We start from the raw sequence: 19,783 nt of genomic DNA on the forward strand, positions 1-19,783 counted from the left end.
TTGACAGTTGACAGTTGACAGTTGACAGTTGACAGTTGACAGTTGACAGTTGACAGTTGACAGTTGACAGTTGACAGTTGACAGTTGACAGTTGACAGTTGACAGTTGACAGTAGACAGTTGACAGTTGACAGTTGACAGTTCCCTGTTTCCTAAAAAGGCAACTTATCGAATAAACCCAACGAAAAACTAATGAAAAAACCCAGGATGCTAATAACGAAGATAATTGTCAGCATATAGCCTTGGGATTGACCAGAAATGCTGTATTTCAAACTTTGTCCGCTAAAAATTGCCGCAAAGCCGACTAAGTTGACTAAACCATCTACCAAAAAGCGATCGCTCCACGCGGATATCTTGGATAACAGCGCTACAGCACTTACAATCGTTAAGCGGTAAATGCGGTCTATGTAAAAATCATAGCCTAATAAGTCTTGCAAAAATCTCCAGATTAAAATTCTGGATCTTGACCAAGCTTTGTGAAGATGAATGGTAGCGCCAAGAGTTACTCCAGCCAGAGTGGAAGCGAATAGAGAACCAACTATATACCCATCTAAACTTTCCCAGCTAGGTAATAAATACCATTGTTGTAACATTAATGGTAACAATAATGTTAGTATAGTTAAAGTCACCATTGGTAATGCCATTGGCCAGGCGACTTCTGGGGCGCGGTGGGTTTTTGGTTGAGATTTTCCCCAGAAAATTAACCGGAATACCCTAGTTAAATTCAAAGCTGTGAGGCCATTAACTAAGATTAAAACCACAATTACCCAGGGGCTAACTCTGACCAGTCCATCAGCCCATGCTAACATTGCCCAGAAACTGCCTAATGGTAGTAGTGTCACCATACCTGCTGAACCGACAACAAAGGCTGTGGTTGTAGCTGGCATTTTTGACCATAAACCCCCCATTTCTGTTAAGTCTTGGGTTTGGGTGGTATAGATAACTGAACCAGAACTCATGAATAATAGGGCTTTGGCTACAGCATGACTGAGGAGTAACATTAAGGCTACTCCGCCTTGTTCTAAACCCACCGCCAAAAACACCAATCCCATATAGGCACTAGTAGAATGGGATAGCGCTCGCTTAATATCAATTTGGGCGATAGATACCAATGTTGCGCCCACTGCTGTCATTATTCCCACCACCACTAAAGTATCCAAAGCAATAGGGGATAAAGATAATAATGGTTGAATCTTGTAGAGAATATAAGCGCCTCCACCTACCACCAAAGAGTTTCGCATCACCGAAGCTGGGTTTGGACCTTCCATAGCTTCATCTAACCACAGATGCAGTGGGAATTGGGCGCACTTACCAGCAGAACCGGCAATTAAACCCAAGCCGAGTAAAGTGGATGTAACTGGGTTTAAATCAGCAGTTTGCGCCCATTCATACAAATCCGAAAAATTTAAGCTACCAGCCAGAGTAGAAAGGGTGACAACGGACATTAATAGTAATAGGTCGCCTACCCGTTTCGTCAAAAAGGCATCTCGTGCTGCTGTAACTACCAAAGGTTGAGCATACCAAAATCCTACGAGTAAATAGGTGGAAAGAGTGAGAACCTCCAGCAAAGCATAACTGAGAAAGAGGGAATCACTAATTGCTAAACCAATCAAAGCGGCTTCAAAAAATCCTAATAGACCAAAAAATCGGGCTAAAGACCAGTCTTTTTCCATGTAGCCTAGGGCATAAATTTGTGCTAATAGACTTAGTGCGGTAATTAAAACAGTTGCTCCCACACTGACCACAGAAATTTCTAAAGCGAAGGATAATTGGAAATCAGCAGCTTGAAACCAAGTTATTAGTAGATGTACTGGCTCTCGATTCCAAACATCTTTAAATACTAATAGACTGTGAATAAAACCTAAGATGGTAGTCAGCAAGTTCAAGTATACAGCAGGTCTAGGTCCTGTGCGTTGGATAATTCCTATACTCCAAGGCAAAGTTAAAATTGCCCCTAGTAAACTATAAAGAGGGACGAACCAACTTGTTAAAAATAGAAATTCATTCATTTAAAATCTTCCTTGACAACTGAGTTTCCATTCTCTTAAACAGCCTTTAAATAATCCTTTGCTCAAAAACAAAATTTTCCGAGAAAATCTATGTTTTCTTAATTTTTTTAGCTAAATATCTTAGGCATATTTGCTTGAAAATAGCCTTTGATCGAGTCATTAAATAATGCTGTCATATTTTAGATATTCTCTGATTAAAGAACATTTTTCCCTTGCTGCTGTTTTAAATTAGTTTTTCATGTACATTTGTAAAATTGGCGAATTTTCACCCAGTATTTATAAAAATAGCCAAGTAAAATATCTAGCCAATAGCCCATCTATCACATACCTAGCCTATGCCAGTCCTCCTTATCAAAGAATTAGCTTAGGCTGTAAACTGTAGTGGTTCTAAAAGTGATAAAGAAATTATAAAGCATAAGCTGTCACTCTAGGGATCAGTGAATTTGAAGACCACAAAGGACAGTATAAAGTTTTGTTAAGTTTTTTAAATATATTTTATGACAAACTATTATAGTAATTTATGTTGCCAAGGATGCCAAGGTTTCATAAGCTTAAATATGGCGGTATTTTGGAAAGTGAGCATCCCCGGCCAAAATTTCCACCGCTAGTTCTAAAACGATTAATTTTTGAGGAGTTCTGCGATGCCAATTGCAGTTGGAATGATTGAAACTAAAGGCTTTCCCGCAGTAGTAGAAGCTGCTGATGCCATGGTAAAAGCTGCCCGTGTGACCTTAGTAGGATATGAAAAAATTGGCAGCGCTCGCGTTACAGTGATTGTGAGGGGAGATGTTTCTGAGGTGCAAGCTTCAGTTGCGGCTGGTATTGAAGCAGCCAAAAGAGTCAACGGTGGTGAAGTAGTGTCTACACACATCATTGCCCGTCCCCACGAGAACTTAGAATACGTCTTGCCAATTCGTTATACAGAAGCAGTAGAACAGTTTCGCGCTTAGTCTAGTTGTGGAAAGGCTGACCATTTAAACGAAAATCATTAACGAGACTGGTGGTTTGAAATTAAATCTGGATACAGGTAAAAATTTAATTTAAGGACAAAAAAATGTCAATTGCAGTAGGAATGGTAGAAACATTAGGCTTTCCCGCAGTAGTAGAAGCTGCTGATGCGATGGTAAAAGCTGCGCGTGTTACTTTGGTAGGATATGAAAAGATCGGTAGTGGTCGGGTGACAGTTATCGTCCGTGGTGACGTTTCCGAAGTTCAAGCTTCAGTAGGTGCTGGGGTAGAATCAGTGAAGCGTGTTAACGGTGGACAAGTGCTATCTACACACATCATTGCGCGTCCTCACGAAAACTTAGAATATGTCCTCCCAATTCGGTATACAGAAGATGTAGAACAATTCCGGGAAGGTGTGAACACAATTCGCCCTTTCGGTAGAAGACCATAATTAATCATGCAAATTGCCAGAGTTCGTGGCACAGTAACTAGCACCCAAAAAGATCCCAGTCTGCGGGGTGTGAAACTGCTGATGTTGCAATTGGTAGATGAAAATGGCAATCTCCTGCCAGTATACGAGGTAGCAGCCGATAATAGTGTGGGGGCAGGAGTGAATGAGTGGGTACTTGTCAGTCGCGGCAGTGCTGCTCGTCAAGTGCTGGGCAATGAACAACGACCCTTAGATGCAGCAGTGGTGGCAATTATAGATACCATTTATGTTGAAGATCGTGTCATTTACAGCAAAAAAGACCAGTATAGATAGTCAGGAACAGGTGACAGAGGACAGGTGACAGGTGACAGAAAAGAAGTAAAAACCGACAACTGACCACTGACAACTGACCAATGACAAAAAGCTTATTTCAGGAGGAATCTCGCAATGGTAGTCCGCAGCACGGCGGCACCCCCAACCCCGTGGTCAAGGAGTTTAGCCGAACCCAATATCGATAAAACTGCATTTGTACACTCTTCTTGTAACCTAATTGGTGATGTCAATATAGGTGCAAATGTCATAATTGCTCCAGGAACTTCCATTAGAGCAGATGAAGGTACACCTTTTTGTGTTAGTGAAAATACTAATATTCAAGATGGTGTAGTTATTCATGGGTTGGAGCAAGGCCGAGTTATTGGTGATGATGGCCAGAAATACTCGGTATGGATTGGCAAAAGTGCTTCCATTACCCACATGGCACTAATTCATGGACCTGCTTACGTTGGCGATAGTTGTTTTATTGGCTTTCGTTCTACGGTATTTAATGCCAGAGTAGGTGCAGGGTGCATTATTATGATGCACGCATTAATTCAAGATGTAGAAATTCCACCGGGTAAATACGTAGCATCTGGATCAATAATTACTACTCAGCAGCAAGCGGATAGATTACCAGATGTCCAGGTGCAGGATCAAGAATTTGCTCACCATGTAGTCGGAATTAATCAGGCTTTGCGGGCTGGTTATCACTGCGCCGCAGATAGCAAGTGTATTGCGCCCATTCGGGATGAACTTAATCTTGCAGCAGATAAATCTTATACAAGCATTGAAATTGAAGAGTTAGAAAGGAGCAGTGACGTGGCCAGCTATAGCTTAAGTACAGAAACAGTAGATCAATTACGTTATCTACTAGAACAAGGATTTAAAATTGGCACAGAACACGTAGACCAAAGACGTTTCCGTACGGGTTCTTGGCAGAGTTGTCAAGCCATTGAAACCCGGTCTTTAGGTGAGGCGGTTTCTGCTATAGAATCCTGTTTGCGAGACCATAGCGGTGAATATGTGCGTCTATTTGGTATTGATAACAACAGAAGACGGGTATTAGAAACAATCGTTCAACGTCCTGATGGTGTAGTCGCTGGTACATCTAGCTTTAAAGCTCCCGCTGCTGCATCCATTGGCAATTACAATGGTAACGGTAATGCCGTTGGTAGTGGGAAATTGAGTGCGGAAACCCTAGATCAAATTCGTCAACTTTTGACCAGTGGTTACAAGATTGGCACAGAATACGTAGATGAACGACGTTTCCGTACAGGTTCTTGGAATAGTTGTGAACCAATTCAATCTACATCTACTCAAGCAGTTATTTCTGCTTTAGAAGAGTGTATAGAGTCCCATAAAGGTGATTATGTGCGTTTAATTGGCATTGACACCAAAGCTAAACGTCGCGTATTGGAAGCAATTATCCAAAGACCAAACGGACTCGTAGCGTCTTCTGGTAGCACCAAATCATTTACAAGTACAAATTCTGCAACTGCAACGGCGACAGCAACGGCGACAGTTACCAGCACCCGTCTAAGCGCGGAAACAGTAGATCAATTGCGCCAATTGTTGTCCAGTGGTGCAAAAATTGCGGTTGAACACGTAGACCAACGCCGCTTCCGCACAGGTACTTGGACAGTTGCGGGTCAAATTCAGACTACATCTGAACGAGAAGCGATCGCAACATTAGAAGGGTATGTTTCTGAATATCCAGGCGAGTATGTGCGTTTAGTGGGGACAGACCCCAAAGCAAAACGCCGCGTATTAGAAGCAATTATTCAGCGTCCATAGGAGTAGGGAAAAGGGAAAGGGCAAGAGGGAAAGGGCAAGAGGTAAGAGACAATAATCATTTAATACCAATTACCTATTACCCATTACCCATTACCAATTACCCATTACCCATTAGCTAATATATCGTCCATTTCCGGCTTCCGAGGTAATTTCATGTCAGTATCGCTGCTACAACTGAGCGATAGATTTGATACACATATTTATGGCGACGTGATTATTCATCCCAGTGCGGTATTAGCTCCGGGAATAATTCTCCAAGCAGCTACTAACAGTAGAATTGTGATTGGTGCTGGGGTATGCCTGGGTATGGGGTCAATTCTCCAAGTGAGCGAGGGTATCCTAGAAATAGAAGCAGGAGCAAACCTGGGAGCCGGTTTTTTGATGGTTGGTCAAGGTAAAATTGGGGCTAATGCCTGTATTGGTGCAGCGACAACGGTTTTTAACTATTCCGTAGCACCAGGACAAGTGATTGCCCCTGGTTCAATTTTGGGGGATACTAGTCGGCAGGTTGTTGAACCGTCAGCGGAAAAACCGGAGTCTTCTAATTCTCAACCAGAGAAACCAGAGAAACCAGAGAAAGAGGAACAAGTAATTTCCTCAACTCAACTCTCGGTGGCGGCTTTTCTGGAATTTAAACACCAATCTACACCCGTATCTCCACCTTCACCCACACCGAAAAGCCAGTCTCCTCCGGTAGAAGAAACCGCTGTGGTAAGTGATTCTACATCTAAAGAAACTACGCTCCCGGATTCTACAGAAGAATGCTCTGAGAACTTAAAACCCAGTCAGTCGAATCTTGAAACTCACAATATTTTTGGTACACAAATTTATGGACAAGGTAGCATAAATAGGCTGCTGAGTACATTATTTCCCCATAGACAATCTTTGGGCAATCAAAACTCTGACAATTCTTCAGGTTAAGTGTTAAGTATGAAGTGTGAACCCAAGTCCATATTCAAATGCTAGTTTTCATTCTTCTGTGATTGAAGACGCTATACGAACCTTATCCTGGAAAATGCAGATGGAAACATATAATGAAAGTGCTTTGAGCAATATTCATGCACCACGTCGCCGTGATAGCCTCAAAGATACTGCTTTAGGTTTAGTCTCAACTCTCAGTTTCCCCGCTATAGTTGGCACGGCTGACATGATGTTAAAGTCGGCTGGAGTCCACTTAGTTGGCTATGAAAAAATTGGTAGTGGTCATTGTACCGCTATTGTCCGAGGTGGTATCGCGGATGTGCGATTGGCTGTAGAAGCAGGTGTACAAACTGCTGAACAGTTTGGACAGTTGGTGTCTAGTTTGGTCATTCCCCGTCCCTATCCTAATTTAGATATAGTTCTACCGATTAACCGTCTGACTAAATTCATGGAAGATGGTAGATACAGTCGTTTGAGTAATCAAGCCATTGGGCTGGTGGAAACTCGCGGCTTTCCAGCCATGGTGGGAGCTTGTGATGCCATGCTGAAAGCTGCTGATGTGCATTTAGCCTCCTATGAAAAAATTGGTGCTGGTTTATGTACGGCTATCATTCGTGGTTCAGTGGCTAATGTAGCTGTAGCAGTGGAAGCGGGAATGTTTGAAGCGGAACGCATTGGTGAGTTAAATGCAGTTATGGTGATTCCTCGGCCATTAGATGAGTTAGAAGAAACTTTACCTGTGGCTAGTTGCTGGATGGAAGAACGCCAACCAGTGAATATACCTATTAATATTAAAGATAAAATCACAGATGTGGAGGCGGTGGAGTTGCCAGATTTAGCGAAATTGCCTGTGAGGGTGAAGGAAGAAATTTGGCATGATGAATAATATCACGGGGAGTAGTATTTCAGGAGAAAACGATCATGTCTTTTACAGTCAAAGAACTAGAAGAAATACAGATAGCATATCCTGACTATCGCCTGGAATTAGTAGATGGGAGTATCATTATTATGAGTCCGTCAGGTTATGAATCGGAAGAAGTAGGTACTGAGTTTGCGCGAATTTTGGGTAACTGGGTAAGACCTCGTAAACTAGGGCGTGTAGTTGGTTCTAGTGCGGGGTTTAAATTACCAAATTCTGATTTACGTGCGCCTGATGTATCTTTTGTTTGTGCTAATCGCCTGAAAAAATCAACGGAAGATTATGCAGAATTAGTTCCTGATTTAGTAGTTGAAGTAAAATCTAAAACTGATTCCTTAGATAAACTGAGAAAAAAGATTGAAGATTTTATGAATTTAGGTGCAAAAGTTGGGATTTTAATTAATCCCAAAACAAGAACTGTAGAGGTTTCTTGTCATGGAGAAACGGTGATTTTCAAAGATGGTGATATTTTAACTCTTCCTGATTTATTACCTGGTTGGGAAGTGGCAATTTCGGAAATTTGGTCGCCTGTTTTTGAGTAGTTTGGATGATGATTAAACCCACATTCCGCACCCCTGATGTCACAATCGGTTGATTCGGATTTTTTCTATTTTTTTCTATTATTGATGTTGTATTTTGTCCTAAAAATCAGAAATATTACTATTACTAGCGATCGCCTAACAGGAACAATGGGGGGGGGCTGCTGAGTGGCTGCTAAGGAAAGTCTGGTAATGCGATTTTACTTTGTGTCGATTACAGATGAGGTAACAAAAAATGATTGCTGTAAAAGATAAGTTTCCTAAGTTAACACCCGAAGAATATTTTGCCTGGGAAGAGAAACAATTACTTCGCCATGAGTATCTTAATGGTGAAATTTACGCTATGAGTGGGGGAACTCAAAATCATGGACGAATTGCTAGTAATATTATTTTTATTGTTAAATGTCATTTACAGGGTGGTGGTTGTCAGGTTGGTAATTCCGATTGTCGTGTAAATATTTTGGAAACGAACGATTATGTTTATCCTGATGTGAGCGTTACTTGCGAAGATAGCGATCGCACTGCAACCCAAGCAATTCAATATCCCTGTTTAATTGTTGAGGTTTTAGCTCCGAGTACAGCCAATTATGACCGAGGGGATAAATTTAGATTGTATCGTCGCAATCCTAGTTTGCAAGATTATGTTTTGGTTGATGCTGAGAAAATAGCGATTGATTTATACCGCAAAAATGATCGCGGTAATTGGGAGATTTTTAATTATCAGTCGGGGGATAATATCGAGCTACGAAGTATTGATTTAAGTTTTCCCATTGAGTCGGTTTATGAGGATATTGTTTTTGAGGAATTAGCATAGCATTAAAATAACAAAAATATAGTTAGATTGACATACTCACCGCTCTAAAGAGACGGGGAAACACTTAACGCTTCACTGACTGATGCTGACTGTTGCTAGTCTTACTCTGTCTCGGCGCCCGTTTAGAGTCGTGGCTATGCTAATCCCGACTTTATTTATATATATTTTTGGTTGAAAATTTCAACTCTATTCCATATTGCCTATTCCCTGCTATTATTATTAATTTATTGATCCCGTCTGGGGGGTGAATCCCCTGGGCAGATGCTACCCCATCGGGTAATATGACAAAACAAAACCCTAAAACTCACCAACCGCTGTTGACTGCAACGCATGACGAATCAACTGAACAATGGTTTTACATTATTTCTCAGTCTGCTAGTTGAGGCCATGCCCTTTTTACTGCTGGGTGTATTTTTCTCCAGTGTACTACTGTTTTTTATTGATGAGAGTAAATTGGTCGAAAAAATGCCCAAAAATCCCCTGCTGGGGGCTTTATTCGGCAGTACAATGGGTCTTTTGTTTCCAGTTTGTGAGTGCGGTAATGTACCTGTGGCTAGGCGGTTATTAATGCAGGGAGTACCTACACCAGTAGCAATGGGCTTTTTATTAGCCGCACCGACAATTAACCCAATTGTCATCTGGTCAACTTGGACTGCATTCCGTGATCAACCAGAAATAGTAGTGTTAAGAGTGGTATTTTCTCTAGCCATTGCTACCATTATTGGTTTTATTTTCAGTTTTCAATCAGACTTAATTCCCTTTTTGCAACCAAGTATAGCTCGTTACCTCAAATTTAACCCCCCTACTCAAGCAAAAACAACACGCGGGGGAAAACAATCCCAATTACAACTGCAAACCAATAGGCCTAGTTTATTGCAATCGGGAACTTATATTCTGGGTGGAACAACGGGAAAACCAAAACGCATAGATGATTATTACAGTGAAGTGGCTACAGTTCCTAACTTTAGTAAACCTTTACCAGAGAAACTCCAGTCTGTATTAGATAATATTGTCCAAGAATTGCGGGAATTAGGCGGAGTTATGGTATTAGGCAGTGCCATAGCTGCTGCTATCCAAGTTTTAGCCCCCCGTGAACTCATTCTTAGTCTGGGAGCAGGTCCTGTTAGCTCCATTTTAGCCATGCTAGTTTTAGCAGGAGTTGTATCAATATGTTCTACGGTTGATTCCTTCTTTGCTTTATCTTTTGCTTCTACTTTTACCAGCGGGTCATTATTGGCATTTCTAGTATTTGGACCGATGATTGATATTAAAGGTATTGGTTTAATGTTATCCATTTTTAAGCCGAAAGCTCTGATCTATCTTTTTTTCTTAGCCGGACAATTGACGCTTTTATTCACTTTATTCATGAATTTGCACGTAATCTGAGATCATGGGACTGACGCAAACTGGAGAAACGCTTTTTCCTTGGTGTCCTCTGCTGCTATCACCAGGGTTGCTAGGCCTTAGTGCAGCTTTCGCTCGCTTCGATATGTGGTTGATTATTCCGTAATTTGTGCGTAAGTCCTAATGTATTACCACTTCACCTATTACCGACAAAATGTCAAATTCTCAAATCAAAGCCTCAAATAAATTCATACCCTGGTTAGATGTGGTCGCTATTACAGCTTGGGGTATTTTAATGTTGAAATACTGGCTAACAGGTAAACTGTATTTGTTAATTCACCCTGATTACTTTTGGTTAGCCATTGTCGGTGGTATAGGTTTGTTAATTATTGGTTTTTTTAAAGGTTTACAACTGTGGAAACACCGCCGCCAACTAGATAAGGCTAATGCTTTGCACATTAATGTATTTCCCCCTGGTTGGGGTAGTTTCCTGCTATTAACAGCCGCAATTCTAGGGTTAATGATTACACCCCGTGCTTTTGCTAGTCAAACAGCTTTGGATCGGGGTGTGACAGAATTAATTGGTGCAACTCGTGTCCAACCCCAAGCATTTCGCGCTCAGGTTCGTCCAGAGGAGCGATCGCTTGTAGACTGGGTAAGAACACTAAATGTATATCCTGAACCAGACGCATATACGGGACAAAAGGTAAAGGTGCAGGGATTTGTGATTCACCAACCTAATGTTAGTCAAGAATATATATTTTTAGCCCGATTTATCCTCACTTGTTGTGCCGCAGATGCTTATCCAGTAGGATTACCAGTGCAATTACCAAGTTCGTCTCGTCAACAATACCCACCTGATACATGGTTAGAAGTGGAAGGACAAATGACAACTCAAACCATTGCCCAAAAGCGCCAATTAACTATTGCGGCCAATTCTCTGAAAAAAATTCCCCAACCTCAAAATCCCTACAGTTATTAATCAGCAGTAGATGATCCCTTTAACTTTTGCTTGTGCTTCTTAAATATACAAAAGATGGCCAATCTAAAATCCAAAATCCAAAATCCAAAATCCAAAATTGTTAGATGAGCAAATCTTATAAATTTATTCAACCATTAGACGGAATTGCGATCGCCCTGATGCTATTATTAAGTATGCTCATAGGGTTAATCATCTGGAAAGGTGATGTTGTCAAACCTGTTGTCCGCAATTTTACCTGGGAAAAACAACAAATTGGAGCGGATGATGTTTCATTTTCTCTGAATTTTAGTCGGCCTATGGATATCAAAAGTGTGGAGGAAAATCTGAAAATAGATCCACCTTTGGCTGGTAAAATTAGTTGGGCGGGAAGAAGAATGGTGTATACACTGCTGACACCAGCCCCCTATGGCACAACTTACCAAGTTAAATTAGAAAAAGGTAGAGACAAATATTCCCAAGCAGAAGGAAAAAACCGGGTTATGCAGCCTTTTAATGGTAGTTTTACCACCCGCGATCGCGTTATCCTTTATATTGGAACTAGTCAAGAATTTCCAGGGCAGTTGGTACTTTATAATTTGACCAAAGAACAAAAAAAGGTTCTTACCCCCAAAGACTTAATTGTTATGGATTTTGAGCCATTCCCTAATGGTGAAAAAATTGTATTTTCTGCTCGTTCTTCTCAAAATCCCGACCTACTTTCAGCCCAAATTTATACTGTTACTACGGGTATTTCTAGTCAAATTGGTAAGGAAGCAAAAGCAGCCGGGAAGGTTGACTTGATTTTGGATAACAAAGAATATCAAAATCTGAAATTTGACCTTTCAGCAGATGGAGAAACTATTGTTATTCAAAGAGGTAAACGGGATAACCCTGGTGATTTTGCTCTCTGGTATTTACCTACTAGCAATGATATTTATTCAGAAAAACCCATCCCAAAACGCTTACAAGGACAACCGGGTGGGGATTTTTTGATTACACCAGACAGCAAAGCCGTAGCAGTTTCCCAAGGTCAGGGAACAGCAATTGTTTCTTTAGACGGTAATAGCAACAAACCCCTAGATTTTCTTCCCCAATTTGGCTTAGTACAAGCCTTTTCTAAAGACGGCTCCCAGGCGGCAATGGTCAAATTTAATACTGATTATACGCGGGATTTGTTTTTGGTAACCAATCAAGGTGTACAAAAGCAATTATTAAAGACTAAAGGCTCTATTCTTAGTTGTCAGTTTGATCCTGCGTCCCCCACTCTTTACTGCTTACTGACACAACTTATTTCTCAGGAACAATATCTGGAACAGCCTTATTTACTGGCCATTGATTTGAAAACAGGAATGCAAAAACCACTACTACTGCTACCTGCTGCTCAACGCAATGTCCAAACCAGTTTAGCGCCTGACGGTTTAGGCTTATTATTTGACCAAGTAATTCCCATCAACAATAATACTACACCATTACCTGCAAATACCTTAAAAACTGAGGATGGTGAACCGATTGCTAGTAGTACTCTTTGGTTAATGCCCTTGCTACCCATCCCTGATAATACTAACATTGATATTAAACCAGAACAATTACCCCTCGTCGGCTTTCATCCCCATTGGCTACCTTAATTGATTGACAACTGACCAAAAAATTTTAGATTTTAGATTTTAGATTTTAGATTGGGAGTTTTCGGTACAAGTAGGGGTCAACGGCCGTTGCCCCCTACAATTTCAGGGTGGAACTAATTCACAATCGTAATTTGTAGATTTAATATCTATTGACTATTTTGTTGGTGTCAAAGGATTGATATTGGTTAGGTATTTGTGGATCATAACCATAGTGAGCATAACAAATTTACCTCCCATTAGCCTTCAAGAACGCGACGCTATCGGCTAAGTACAGATGATAAACACGAAACCGTAGTTATGGAAAAATTGGCAGACAGCAACCAACAGGACTTGATTGCAGAACTTGACATTGATCAACAGGCACAGGTCAATTTAGAATTTCAGCAACTACTAAACTTAAATACAGAATTACGCACAGCTAATAATGATTTATACGCTCAAGTAGAGCAGTTAAAAACGGAATTGGCGGAAGCAGAAAAAATTTTGCAATGGCAGAAAACACGCTCTAGTGTTACTGAGTCCATGTTTAAACAACAATCTCAAGAACTTTCCGCTGCGGGTGAGCAAATTCAGTCTTTATATCAACAGTTAGAAATATCTGTACAAACGGTTCAACGCCAGGAAGTCTGTATAGAGAGTTATAAATCCCTTATGGAAATTAGCCAACAACGTTTAGCGCGTTTAGAACGGGAATGTTCTTTGCTACAAAGTAATTATGGTGAACAGTCCCAGCAGCTATTACAATCGGAAAATACTTGTCGTGAATTGCGGGCTAGACTTATGCGTCAACAACGACAGACTTTACAATTTAAGTCGGCTTTGGAAAAATGTCTGGATACACCAATTCCCGGTGATGGGATTTATGTAGAGAATGATGGTCATCACCCATACAATGTTATTCACAAACAAACTAGATTTTCTAGAAAAGCTCGATCTTTGTTCCCCAACGCTCAACCTATTCAACCTTGGTCTGGAGTTACAGATTCTCCAAGCGATTCTATACATAATCCCTGGATGCCACCAAAGGCAACTATTTCTGATGACTATGGCCACGATCAAGAACCATTGATCTCCCAGTCAATAACGGGTAAGGTGGAAACTGTAGCTAGTTCTGAAATATTACCGGAAAGTCTGCCACAGGATGATATCACCCATCAGCTTTTTACTAGTCCATTACCTCAAGTAATTTCACAAGCAACAGCAGGAGAGGTAAATATTCATCATCCTGATGACGATGATACATTTATTTGGGAAAATCTGTCCTTGAATCTGGAAAATAATCCACAAACAGAAATAACAATCAATCAGGATGTAAAGCTAGAAATTAATCCATTAGCTACTAATGAAAACCATGATCAGCAAAATTTGCTATTATCACCAGTGCCGGCATTACCAATCACTTCTACAGAGGTGGAAATGGAAGATTATTGGTTAGATGTTGCAGATGATCAATCTTTAGATCATAATACATCTGATACATCTGCACATAAATCACCTTCACCATTGATTTATCCCCAACGACCACCCAAGGGACGGAAATCTTTAGCATCTGTAGAATTACCGAATTTTCAACCCAAACCTAAGTAACTTGTGAAGAGTTTATTTCTGATCAAGTTTTTGATAAAATGCTTTTTGAGAATGAAAATTTTCAAAATGAAAATCATCAATCAATTAAGGGCAGGATAAGAATGACTCAGGTGCTTTTAGGACAAAATGAAAGCATAGATTCGGCTTTGCGTCGTTTTAAACGCCAAGTTGCTCAAGCTGGTATATTAGCTGATGTAAAATCTCGGCGACACTTTGAAACACCTTTGGAAAAGCGTAAACGTAAAGCAGTTGCTATTAGACGTAACCGGCGTTTTAGATAAACATATTTCGGTGGCTACAAAATTTGCTTGAGATGTTATAAGCTAAAGATATACTGTAAAGGTTAATTGCTGGGTGGAAATTAGTTAGTTTTATCATTTTAGGATTTCCTAAGAGCTTTAACTATTTATCAGACAGCTTTTTTCTACGCTTATAAATATAATAATATGCTACACCCATGGTTATTGGGTGTTAGCATTAATAAGTAACAAGCGAGCAAAATATGTTTTCGCACCAGCAAATTATCAATTATCAATTATCAATTATCAATTACCATACTAAACAGATGAATGATAACTTTAATTTAATTAATATTTTCGCTCCTTTGGTGTAAACATAGTGATTGTGACTGGACGGTATTGAATATCAATACCTGTTGATGAATAATAAGCCATTGTATGTTTAAGAAAGTTGACATCATCCCTTTGAGAAAAGTCCTCTCGGAAATGAGCGCCACGACTTTCTTGACGATTTAAGGCCGACGCTAAAATGGTTTGTCCTACTACCATTAAACTGTGTAGTTCTAAGGCTTCAACTAATTCTGTATTCCAGCTTTTTCCTTTGTCATCTAAGTATATTTGTGAATATTGCTGTTGTAATTCAGCTATTTTTTCCAAACCCTGACCCATTAATTCTGCGGTGCGAAAAACGCCGCAATATTCAGTCATATTATCTTGAAAAGATTGACGAATTTGATTAATTCGATATTGTCCAGGTTGTGCTATTAAAGCTTGAATTTTTTCCTGGGATTCCCTGATGTACCGTGCTTCATCTACTGATGGTAATTGACGATTTTGGACATAATTAGCGATCGCTGCTCCGGTTCTTTTGCCATAAACTACACATTCTAATAAAGAGTTACTACCGAGACGATTAGCACCGTGAACAGAGACACAAGCTGTCTCACCTGCGGCAAAAAAGCCTTCAACAAAACCATCAGCACTATGACGGACTTGACCATCAGTATTCACAGGAATACCACCCATACAATAGTGAATCGTGGGACGTACTGGCATAGGTTGAGTTACAGCGTCCACACCAACCAAACGATGGGCCTCCTCCCAGCAGAAAGGAACACGACTCATAATTTTTTCCTTACCCAGATGGCGTAAATCCAGGTAGACAAAAGCACCACCGGGACTACCATCAGTATTTACACCACGACCAGCACGGATTTCATAAGCGATCGCCCGTGAGGTAATATCACGAGGGGCTAATTCCATGCGACTGGGGGCGTAATTAGCCATAAACCGATCCCCTTGAGCGTTAATTAAATAAGCTCCTTCACCCCTTACAGCCTCCGAAATCAACACCCCCACCGGATACAACCCAGTGGGATGAAACTGAACAAATTCCATATCTTGTAGAGGTAAACCAGCGATCGCCGTCATTGCCAAACCGTCGCCAGTGGAGGCATAATCATTAGAGGTCGTATTATAAACGCGACCATAGCCCCCTGTAGCGAACATCACAGCCTTTGCTCGTAGTACCTGAACATCTCCATCCACAAGATGAAACATAACCACACCCTTAGCCTGGCCGTCCTCTAAAATCAGACGCATTACATACCATTCTTCATAAATTTGGACACCATAACGGCGTAAATTATTTACCAATTCATGTAAAATCGCGTGACCGGTTTTATCAGCAGCATAACAAGTACGGTGATGAGAATGGCCACCAAAAGCCCGTTGAGCAATGCGACCGTCAGGTAAACGAGAGAACAACACCCCTAGATGTTCTAAATCAATCACCACATCTGGTGCTTCTTGGGTTAAAATTGCCACTGCATCTTGATCCGCTAAATAATCAGAACCCTTAACAGTGTCAAAAGCATGAGCTTCCCAGGAATCTTGATCATCAACATTTTTCAAAGATGCGGCCATACCGCCCTGAGCAGCCACAGAATGAGAGCGAATGGGGTGAGTCTTAGCAACTACCGCCACCTTTAAATTAGGGTCAATGCGGGCGATTTCCACCGCAGCCCGACATCCAGCCAAACCACCACCAACAATAATTACATCATGTTCTAGCATTGTCAATCACTGATGATAAAAGATGATAAAAAATTCCCCGTCCTTGATTAGGACTTACGCAATTGTCACAAAAAGTTATTATCAAAAGTTATCATCGTTTGTTTGTATTCAGGTCTAAAGATAGAACTAAATTCCTGACTACGATTTTATCTATTATGCCAGTTGCGTAAGCCCTGCTAGAGACAGGGTAATAGGGTTTTGTAGTCAAATCAGGTCAAATCATTGGTTTATGTTGATTCAGTCTTTGTTTCCGGCTCTACAGCATTCAATTCAATATTATTTAATAGAGTTGTCACAAAGGCAAAAAGTAAAAAAGGCAGAGACAGGAGAACCACAAGACCCACCGTAGCCAAAGCGTAAACAGGTCGTTTCGCGCCCATTAATGCTAACGCAGATGCTAAACTAATGGTAATGGTAATTAACCAAATAATAATTTGGCCATATATATCACCAAAGGTCAAGGTACAAGCAAACCGATAGTTTTGAAGATTATTTTTGTTCATTTTATAAATTGGCCTTAATTCTCTTCTATAGCTACTACCTTAAAGCTATGTTTGCCAGGTGAGCAATTTCTCAATATTTTTCCAAGGTTTGTAATATTACTTTACAAATATCAACAACTGGAGTAAAAACCAAAACCCACAAGTCTGATTTTTGTGTTTTTTTCATAGCGCCAACGTTCAAAACCCTGACTGCATAATTGGTTGAAAGGATTTCGTCACCCCCTCAGGGGCTATCAATTCTTAAAAATGTAAATTTTTGTAAGGGGTAAGCTTTGATCTGAAGAATGATGTTATATTTTCTTGTATTATATTTCACGGTAATAAATCTGCTCATGGGATATAACTGAGTTTAGTTTTTACCAATTAAAGCTTTGAAACTTTTAAAAAAAATTTAATAATAAATAATATGGTAAATAAATATGGTAAATATTATTTTTGAGTCAAGAAGTATCTAGGTTTTATTTAATAGAAAATCACCTAAGATTTTAATTATGACACTTTAGGCAAAAGGAGTTAAAGCGATGTTAAAAGATTTAGATGAAACCTTAAAATTACTATTAAGTAATAATTTAAAAAATGATGTGATAGACCAACGTGGTTATAAAATTAGTTTTGAGCCACCTAGTCAGGATCTTGAAAACGAAGGAACTATTATCAACCTTTTTTTATATGATATACGAGAAAATGTTGAACTGCGTAGTTCTGTCAGAAGTTGGGATATGTCAATGAAAGCAGAAGGAGTCTCAAAAAGAGTTTTTGCTTCAACTAGGGTTGATTGTTCTTATTTAATTACTGTTTGGACTAATAGACCTCAATCTAATCGTGACGATAGTAATCAAGTTCCTTTTCTCTATGAACATCAAATACTTGGAGAAATTATGCAAATTTTGGTGAGATCTCGTTATATTCCATCTACAATTTTGCAGGGAACACTAAAAAAACAAGAGTTGCCCGTACCTATTATCTCACTACGATCTGGACAAGTTCAAAATCTAGGTGAATTTTGGCAAGCAATAGGAGGAAAACCCAAGGCTTCCATTCATTGTACTGTAACAATTCCCGTCCCTTATGTTGTTGATGATGAACAAGAAGAAGTGCCATTAATAAAAACAAGCAAGGTCACCTTAGAGAGTTCTAGTGTCCAGAGAAATCAGCAGAAAAACTCATCTGGTTAATTTTAGCCGTCTTGAGTTTGTCGGAGATTATTGTCTAGGATGTTCAATCACAAGAAAATCGCAAAAAAGGCACGGAAGCCAGTTGGCTTTAGACAGTGGAGGAAGTGCCAACGGCGAATTTATTCGCTGTGATAATTAACCGTGATGCGGATCTTCGATATATCTTTTGATAACATCTGACAAGTGAATCATACCTCAGCTATACTTTTTAAATCAATAAACATTGAAGTCGAACAATTTACGGATGTCAACAAGTTCTCGTTAAATCTGATATTAATCAAACAGCAATTTTAGAATACGTTTGTACACAAGCTAAAAGGTTGATAAATTGCGGTGTTTACTATTCCAGACAGATGTATTTTCAAACTGGTTGTATTCCTAGTAGAGCAGATTTGCACAAGCAACTAGGAACTTATCAGAAAAACATTCATTACCAGGCATTGTATTCTGATACTTCCCAGCAAATATTGGCCAGTGTATCTGAATCTTTTAAGTCGTACATTGGGTTAGTTAAAACTGCAAAGAAAGGTGAAGTTTCCCAGAAACCAAAATTACCTAATTCCTGTAAAAGCGTGATGACCGTGGCTACTTTTACTGGCAGGTCATTAAAGTTAATTGATGGGATGATTAGATTTCCTTTGGGAACAAAAGTTAAAGCATGGTTTAACATGGATTGTTTTTATTTGCCCATACCATCTAATCTTGACTTTAAATCAATCAGAGAAGTACGTATTCTGCCTAGAAATAGACAATTTTATGCGGAGTCTATCAAGTAAATGAAGTAAGGTCTGATGTTGACAAGAAAAATGTTTTAGGGATTGACCATGGGCTAAACAACTGGTTAACCTGTGTTTCTAATCTAGGAACATCATTTATTGTTGATGGAATTCATTTAAAAAGTTTAAATCAGTGGTACAACAAATCAGTAGCTAAACTTAAAAGCGATAAACCGCAGGGATTTTGGACTAATAGATTAACTGCTATTACCGAAAAAAGAAACCGACAAATGCGTAATGCAGTGAATAAAGCCGCAAGGATAGTCGTTAACCACTGCATTGACAACAAAATTGGTACTATTGTTTTTGGATGGAATAAAGGACAGAAAGATGGTATTGACTTAGGTGCTAAAAATAATCAGAAGTTTGTCCAAATTCCCACAGCAAAATTAAAAGACCGTATTGCTCAACTATGTAAACAATACGGAATAGATTTTATGGAAACAGAAGAATCATATACTTCCCAATCATCGTTTCTCGGCGGTGATAATATGCCTAAATTCGGTGAAAAACCCCTGGGGTGGAAAGCGACTGGGAAACGAGTTAGTCGTGGGGTGTATAAAACTTCTGATGGATTCAAAATTAATGCAGATGCTAATGGTGCTGCTAATATCTTGAGAAAAGTAATGGTGATGCTAGGAATTGATCTTAGCGGAATCCATAGAGGCTGTTTAAGTCAGCCTAAGAAAGTTCGTTTGTGGACTCTTCAGAAATCCCCGGTTTTCTAAACCGGGGAAGCTTAATCTTGGATTTGTATGATAGCCCATATCAGAAGTGTTGAATGTTAAGATTTCGAGGATATTACTTAA

General features: G+C 39.8%; 19 protein-coding genes. 16 read left to right on the top strand and 3 right to left on the bottom strand.

Annotated features, from left to right (window positions below; genetic code table 11):
- Positions 1-151 precede the first annotated feature (151 nt).
- On the bottom strand, positions 152-2,008 hold the full coding sequence (locus H6F39_RS14315) for an NAD(P)H-quinone oxidoreductase subunit F (RefSeq protein WP_190396901.1): 1,857 nt from the start codon (positions 2,006-2,008) through the stop codon (positions 152-154).
- Positions 2,009-2,649: 641 nt separating this feature from the next.
- On the opposite strand from H6F39_RS14315, the gene H6F39_RS14320 reads away from it, so the two are divergent.
- From H6F39_RS14320 to rpsU, 13 genes are all read left to right on the top strand, one after another.
- Positions 2,650-2,958: a carbon dioxide-concentrating mechanism protein CcmK gene (locus H6F39_RS14320; RefSeq protein WP_027401081.1), complete on the top strand. Its 309-nt coding sequence runs from the start codon at positions 2,650-2,652 to the stop codon at positions 2,956-2,958.
- Between the two features lie 104 nt (positions 2,959-3,062).
- A complete protein-coding gene (locus H6F39_RS14325) occupies positions 3,063-3,407 on the top strand; it encodes a carbon dioxide-concentrating mechanism protein CcmK (protein WP_015080435.1) in 345 nt (114 codons plus the stop codon).
- A gap of 6 nt (positions 3,408-3,413) precedes the next feature.
- Positions 3,414-3,719, top strand: coding sequence for a EutN/CcmL family microcompartment protein (locus H6F39_RS14330; protein ID WP_028084695.1), 306 nt, complete (start codon positions 3,414-3,416; stop codon positions 3,717-3,719).
- Positions 3,720-3,833: 114 nt separating this feature from the next.
- Positions 3,834-5,495, top strand: coding sequence for a ribulose bisphosphate carboxylase small subunit (locus tag H6F39_RS14335; protein WP_190396902.1), 1,662 nt, complete (start codon positions 3,834-3,836; stop codon positions 5,493-5,495).
- A gap of 153 nt (positions 5,496-5,648) precedes the next feature.
- Positions 5,649-6,416 (top strand): transferase, encoded by a 768-nt coding sequence (locus tag H6F39_RS14340; RefSeq protein ID WP_137906566.1) that lies wholly within the window; start codon positions 5,649-5,651, stop codon positions 6,414-6,416.
- A gap of 100 nt (positions 6,417-6,516) precedes the next feature.
- Positions 6,517-7,302, top strand: coding sequence for a BMC domain-containing protein (locus H6F39_RS14345; RefSeq protein WP_137906567.1), 786 nt, complete (start codon positions 6,517-6,519; stop codon positions 7,300-7,302).
- A gap of 35 nt (positions 7,303-7,337) precedes the next feature.
- Positions 7,338-7,877, top strand: coding sequence for a Uma2 family endonuclease (locus tag H6F39_RS14350; RefSeq protein WP_137906568.1), 540 nt, complete (start codon positions 7,338-7,340; stop codon positions 7,875-7,877).
- A 232-nt stretch (positions 7,878-8,109) separates the two neighbouring features.
- On the top strand, positions 8,110-8,688 hold the full coding sequence (locus H6F39_RS14355; protein ID WP_190396903.1) for a Uma2 family endonuclease: 579 nt from the start codon (positions 8,110-8,112) through the stop codon (positions 8,686-8,688).
- Between the two features lie 330 nt (positions 8,689-9,018).
- Complete coding sequence (locus tag H6F39_RS14360; protein WP_190371726.1) at positions 9,019-10,074, top strand: permease; 1,056 nt, start codon at positions 9,019-9,021, stop codon at positions 10,072-10,074.
- Between the two features lie 172 nt (positions 10,075-10,246).
- Positions 10,247-11,014: a TIGR03943 family protein gene (locus tag H6F39_RS14365; RefSeq protein ID WP_137906571.1), complete on the top strand. Its 768-nt coding sequence runs from the start codon at positions 10,247-10,249 to the stop codon at positions 11,012-11,014.
- Positions 11,015-11,118: 104 nt separating this feature from the next.
- Complete coding sequence (locus H6F39_RS14370) at positions 11,119-12,618, top strand: Ig-like domain-containing protein (RefSeq protein ID WP_137906572.1); 1,500 nt, start codon at positions 11,119-11,121, stop codon at positions 12,616-12,618.
- 297 nt (positions 12,619-12,915) lie between these two features.
- Positions 12,916-14,205, top strand: a complete 1,290-nt coding sequence (locus H6F39_RS14375; RefSeq protein ID WP_137906573.1) for a hypothetical protein — start codon at positions 12,916-12,918, stop codon at positions 14,203-14,205.
- A 101-nt stretch (positions 14,206-14,306) separates the two neighbouring features.
- A complete protein-coding gene (rpsU, locus tag H6F39_RS14380; RefSeq protein WP_028084685.1) occupies positions 14,307-14,486 on the top strand; it encodes a 30S ribosomal protein S21 in 180 nt (59 codons plus the stop codon).
- Between the two features lie 306 nt (positions 14,487-14,792).
- Here the strand turns inward: rpsU and H6F39_RS14385 are convergent, their stop codons facing one another.
- Entirely contained in the window at positions 14,793-16,520 is a 1,728-nt protein-coding gene (locus H6F39_RS14385) for a succinate dehydrogenase/fumarate reductase flavoprotein subunit (RefSeq protein ID WP_137906574.1), read from the bottom strand.
- Between the two features lie 227 nt (positions 16,521-16,747).
- Positions 16,748-17,023 carry a hypothetical protein gene (locus H6F39_RS14390; RefSeq protein ID WP_137906575.1) on the bottom strand — a complete coding sequence of 92 codons (276 nt, stop codon included), beginning with the start codon at positions 17,021-17,023 and terminating at the stop codon, positions 16,748-16,750.
- Between the two features lie 521 nt (positions 17,024-17,544).
- On the opposite strand from H6F39_RS14390, the gene H6F39_RS14395 reads away from it, so the two are divergent.
- The 3 genes from H6F39_RS14395 (at position 17,545) to H6F39_RS21195 (ending at position 19,702) form a co-directional block, all read left to right on the top strand.
- Positions 17,545-18,198: a DUF4255 domain-containing protein gene (locus tag H6F39_RS14395; protein ID WP_137906576.1), complete on the top strand. Its 654-nt coding sequence runs from the start codon at positions 17,545-17,547 to the stop codon at positions 18,196-18,198.
- A gap of 353 nt (positions 18,199-18,551) precedes the next feature.
- Entirely contained in the window at positions 18,552-18,974 is a 423-nt protein-coding gene (locus H6F39_RS21190; RefSeq protein ID WP_228036401.1) for a hypothetical protein, read from the top strand.
- Between the two features lie 41 nt (positions 18,975-19,015).
- On the top strand, positions 19,016-19,702 hold the full coding sequence (locus H6F39_RS21195; RefSeq protein WP_370539396.1) for an RNA-guided endonuclease InsQ/TnpB family protein: 687 nt from the start codon (positions 19,016-19,018) through the stop codon (positions 19,700-19,702).
- The last annotated feature ends 81 nt before the right edge of the window (positions 19,703-19,783 follow it).

This window comes from Dolichospermum sp. FACHB-1250 (genome assembly GCF_014696335.1).
Classification (GTDB): domain Bacteria; phylum Cyanobacteriota; class Cyanobacteriia; order Cyanobacteriales; family Nostocaceae; genus Dolichospermum; species Dolichospermum planctonicum.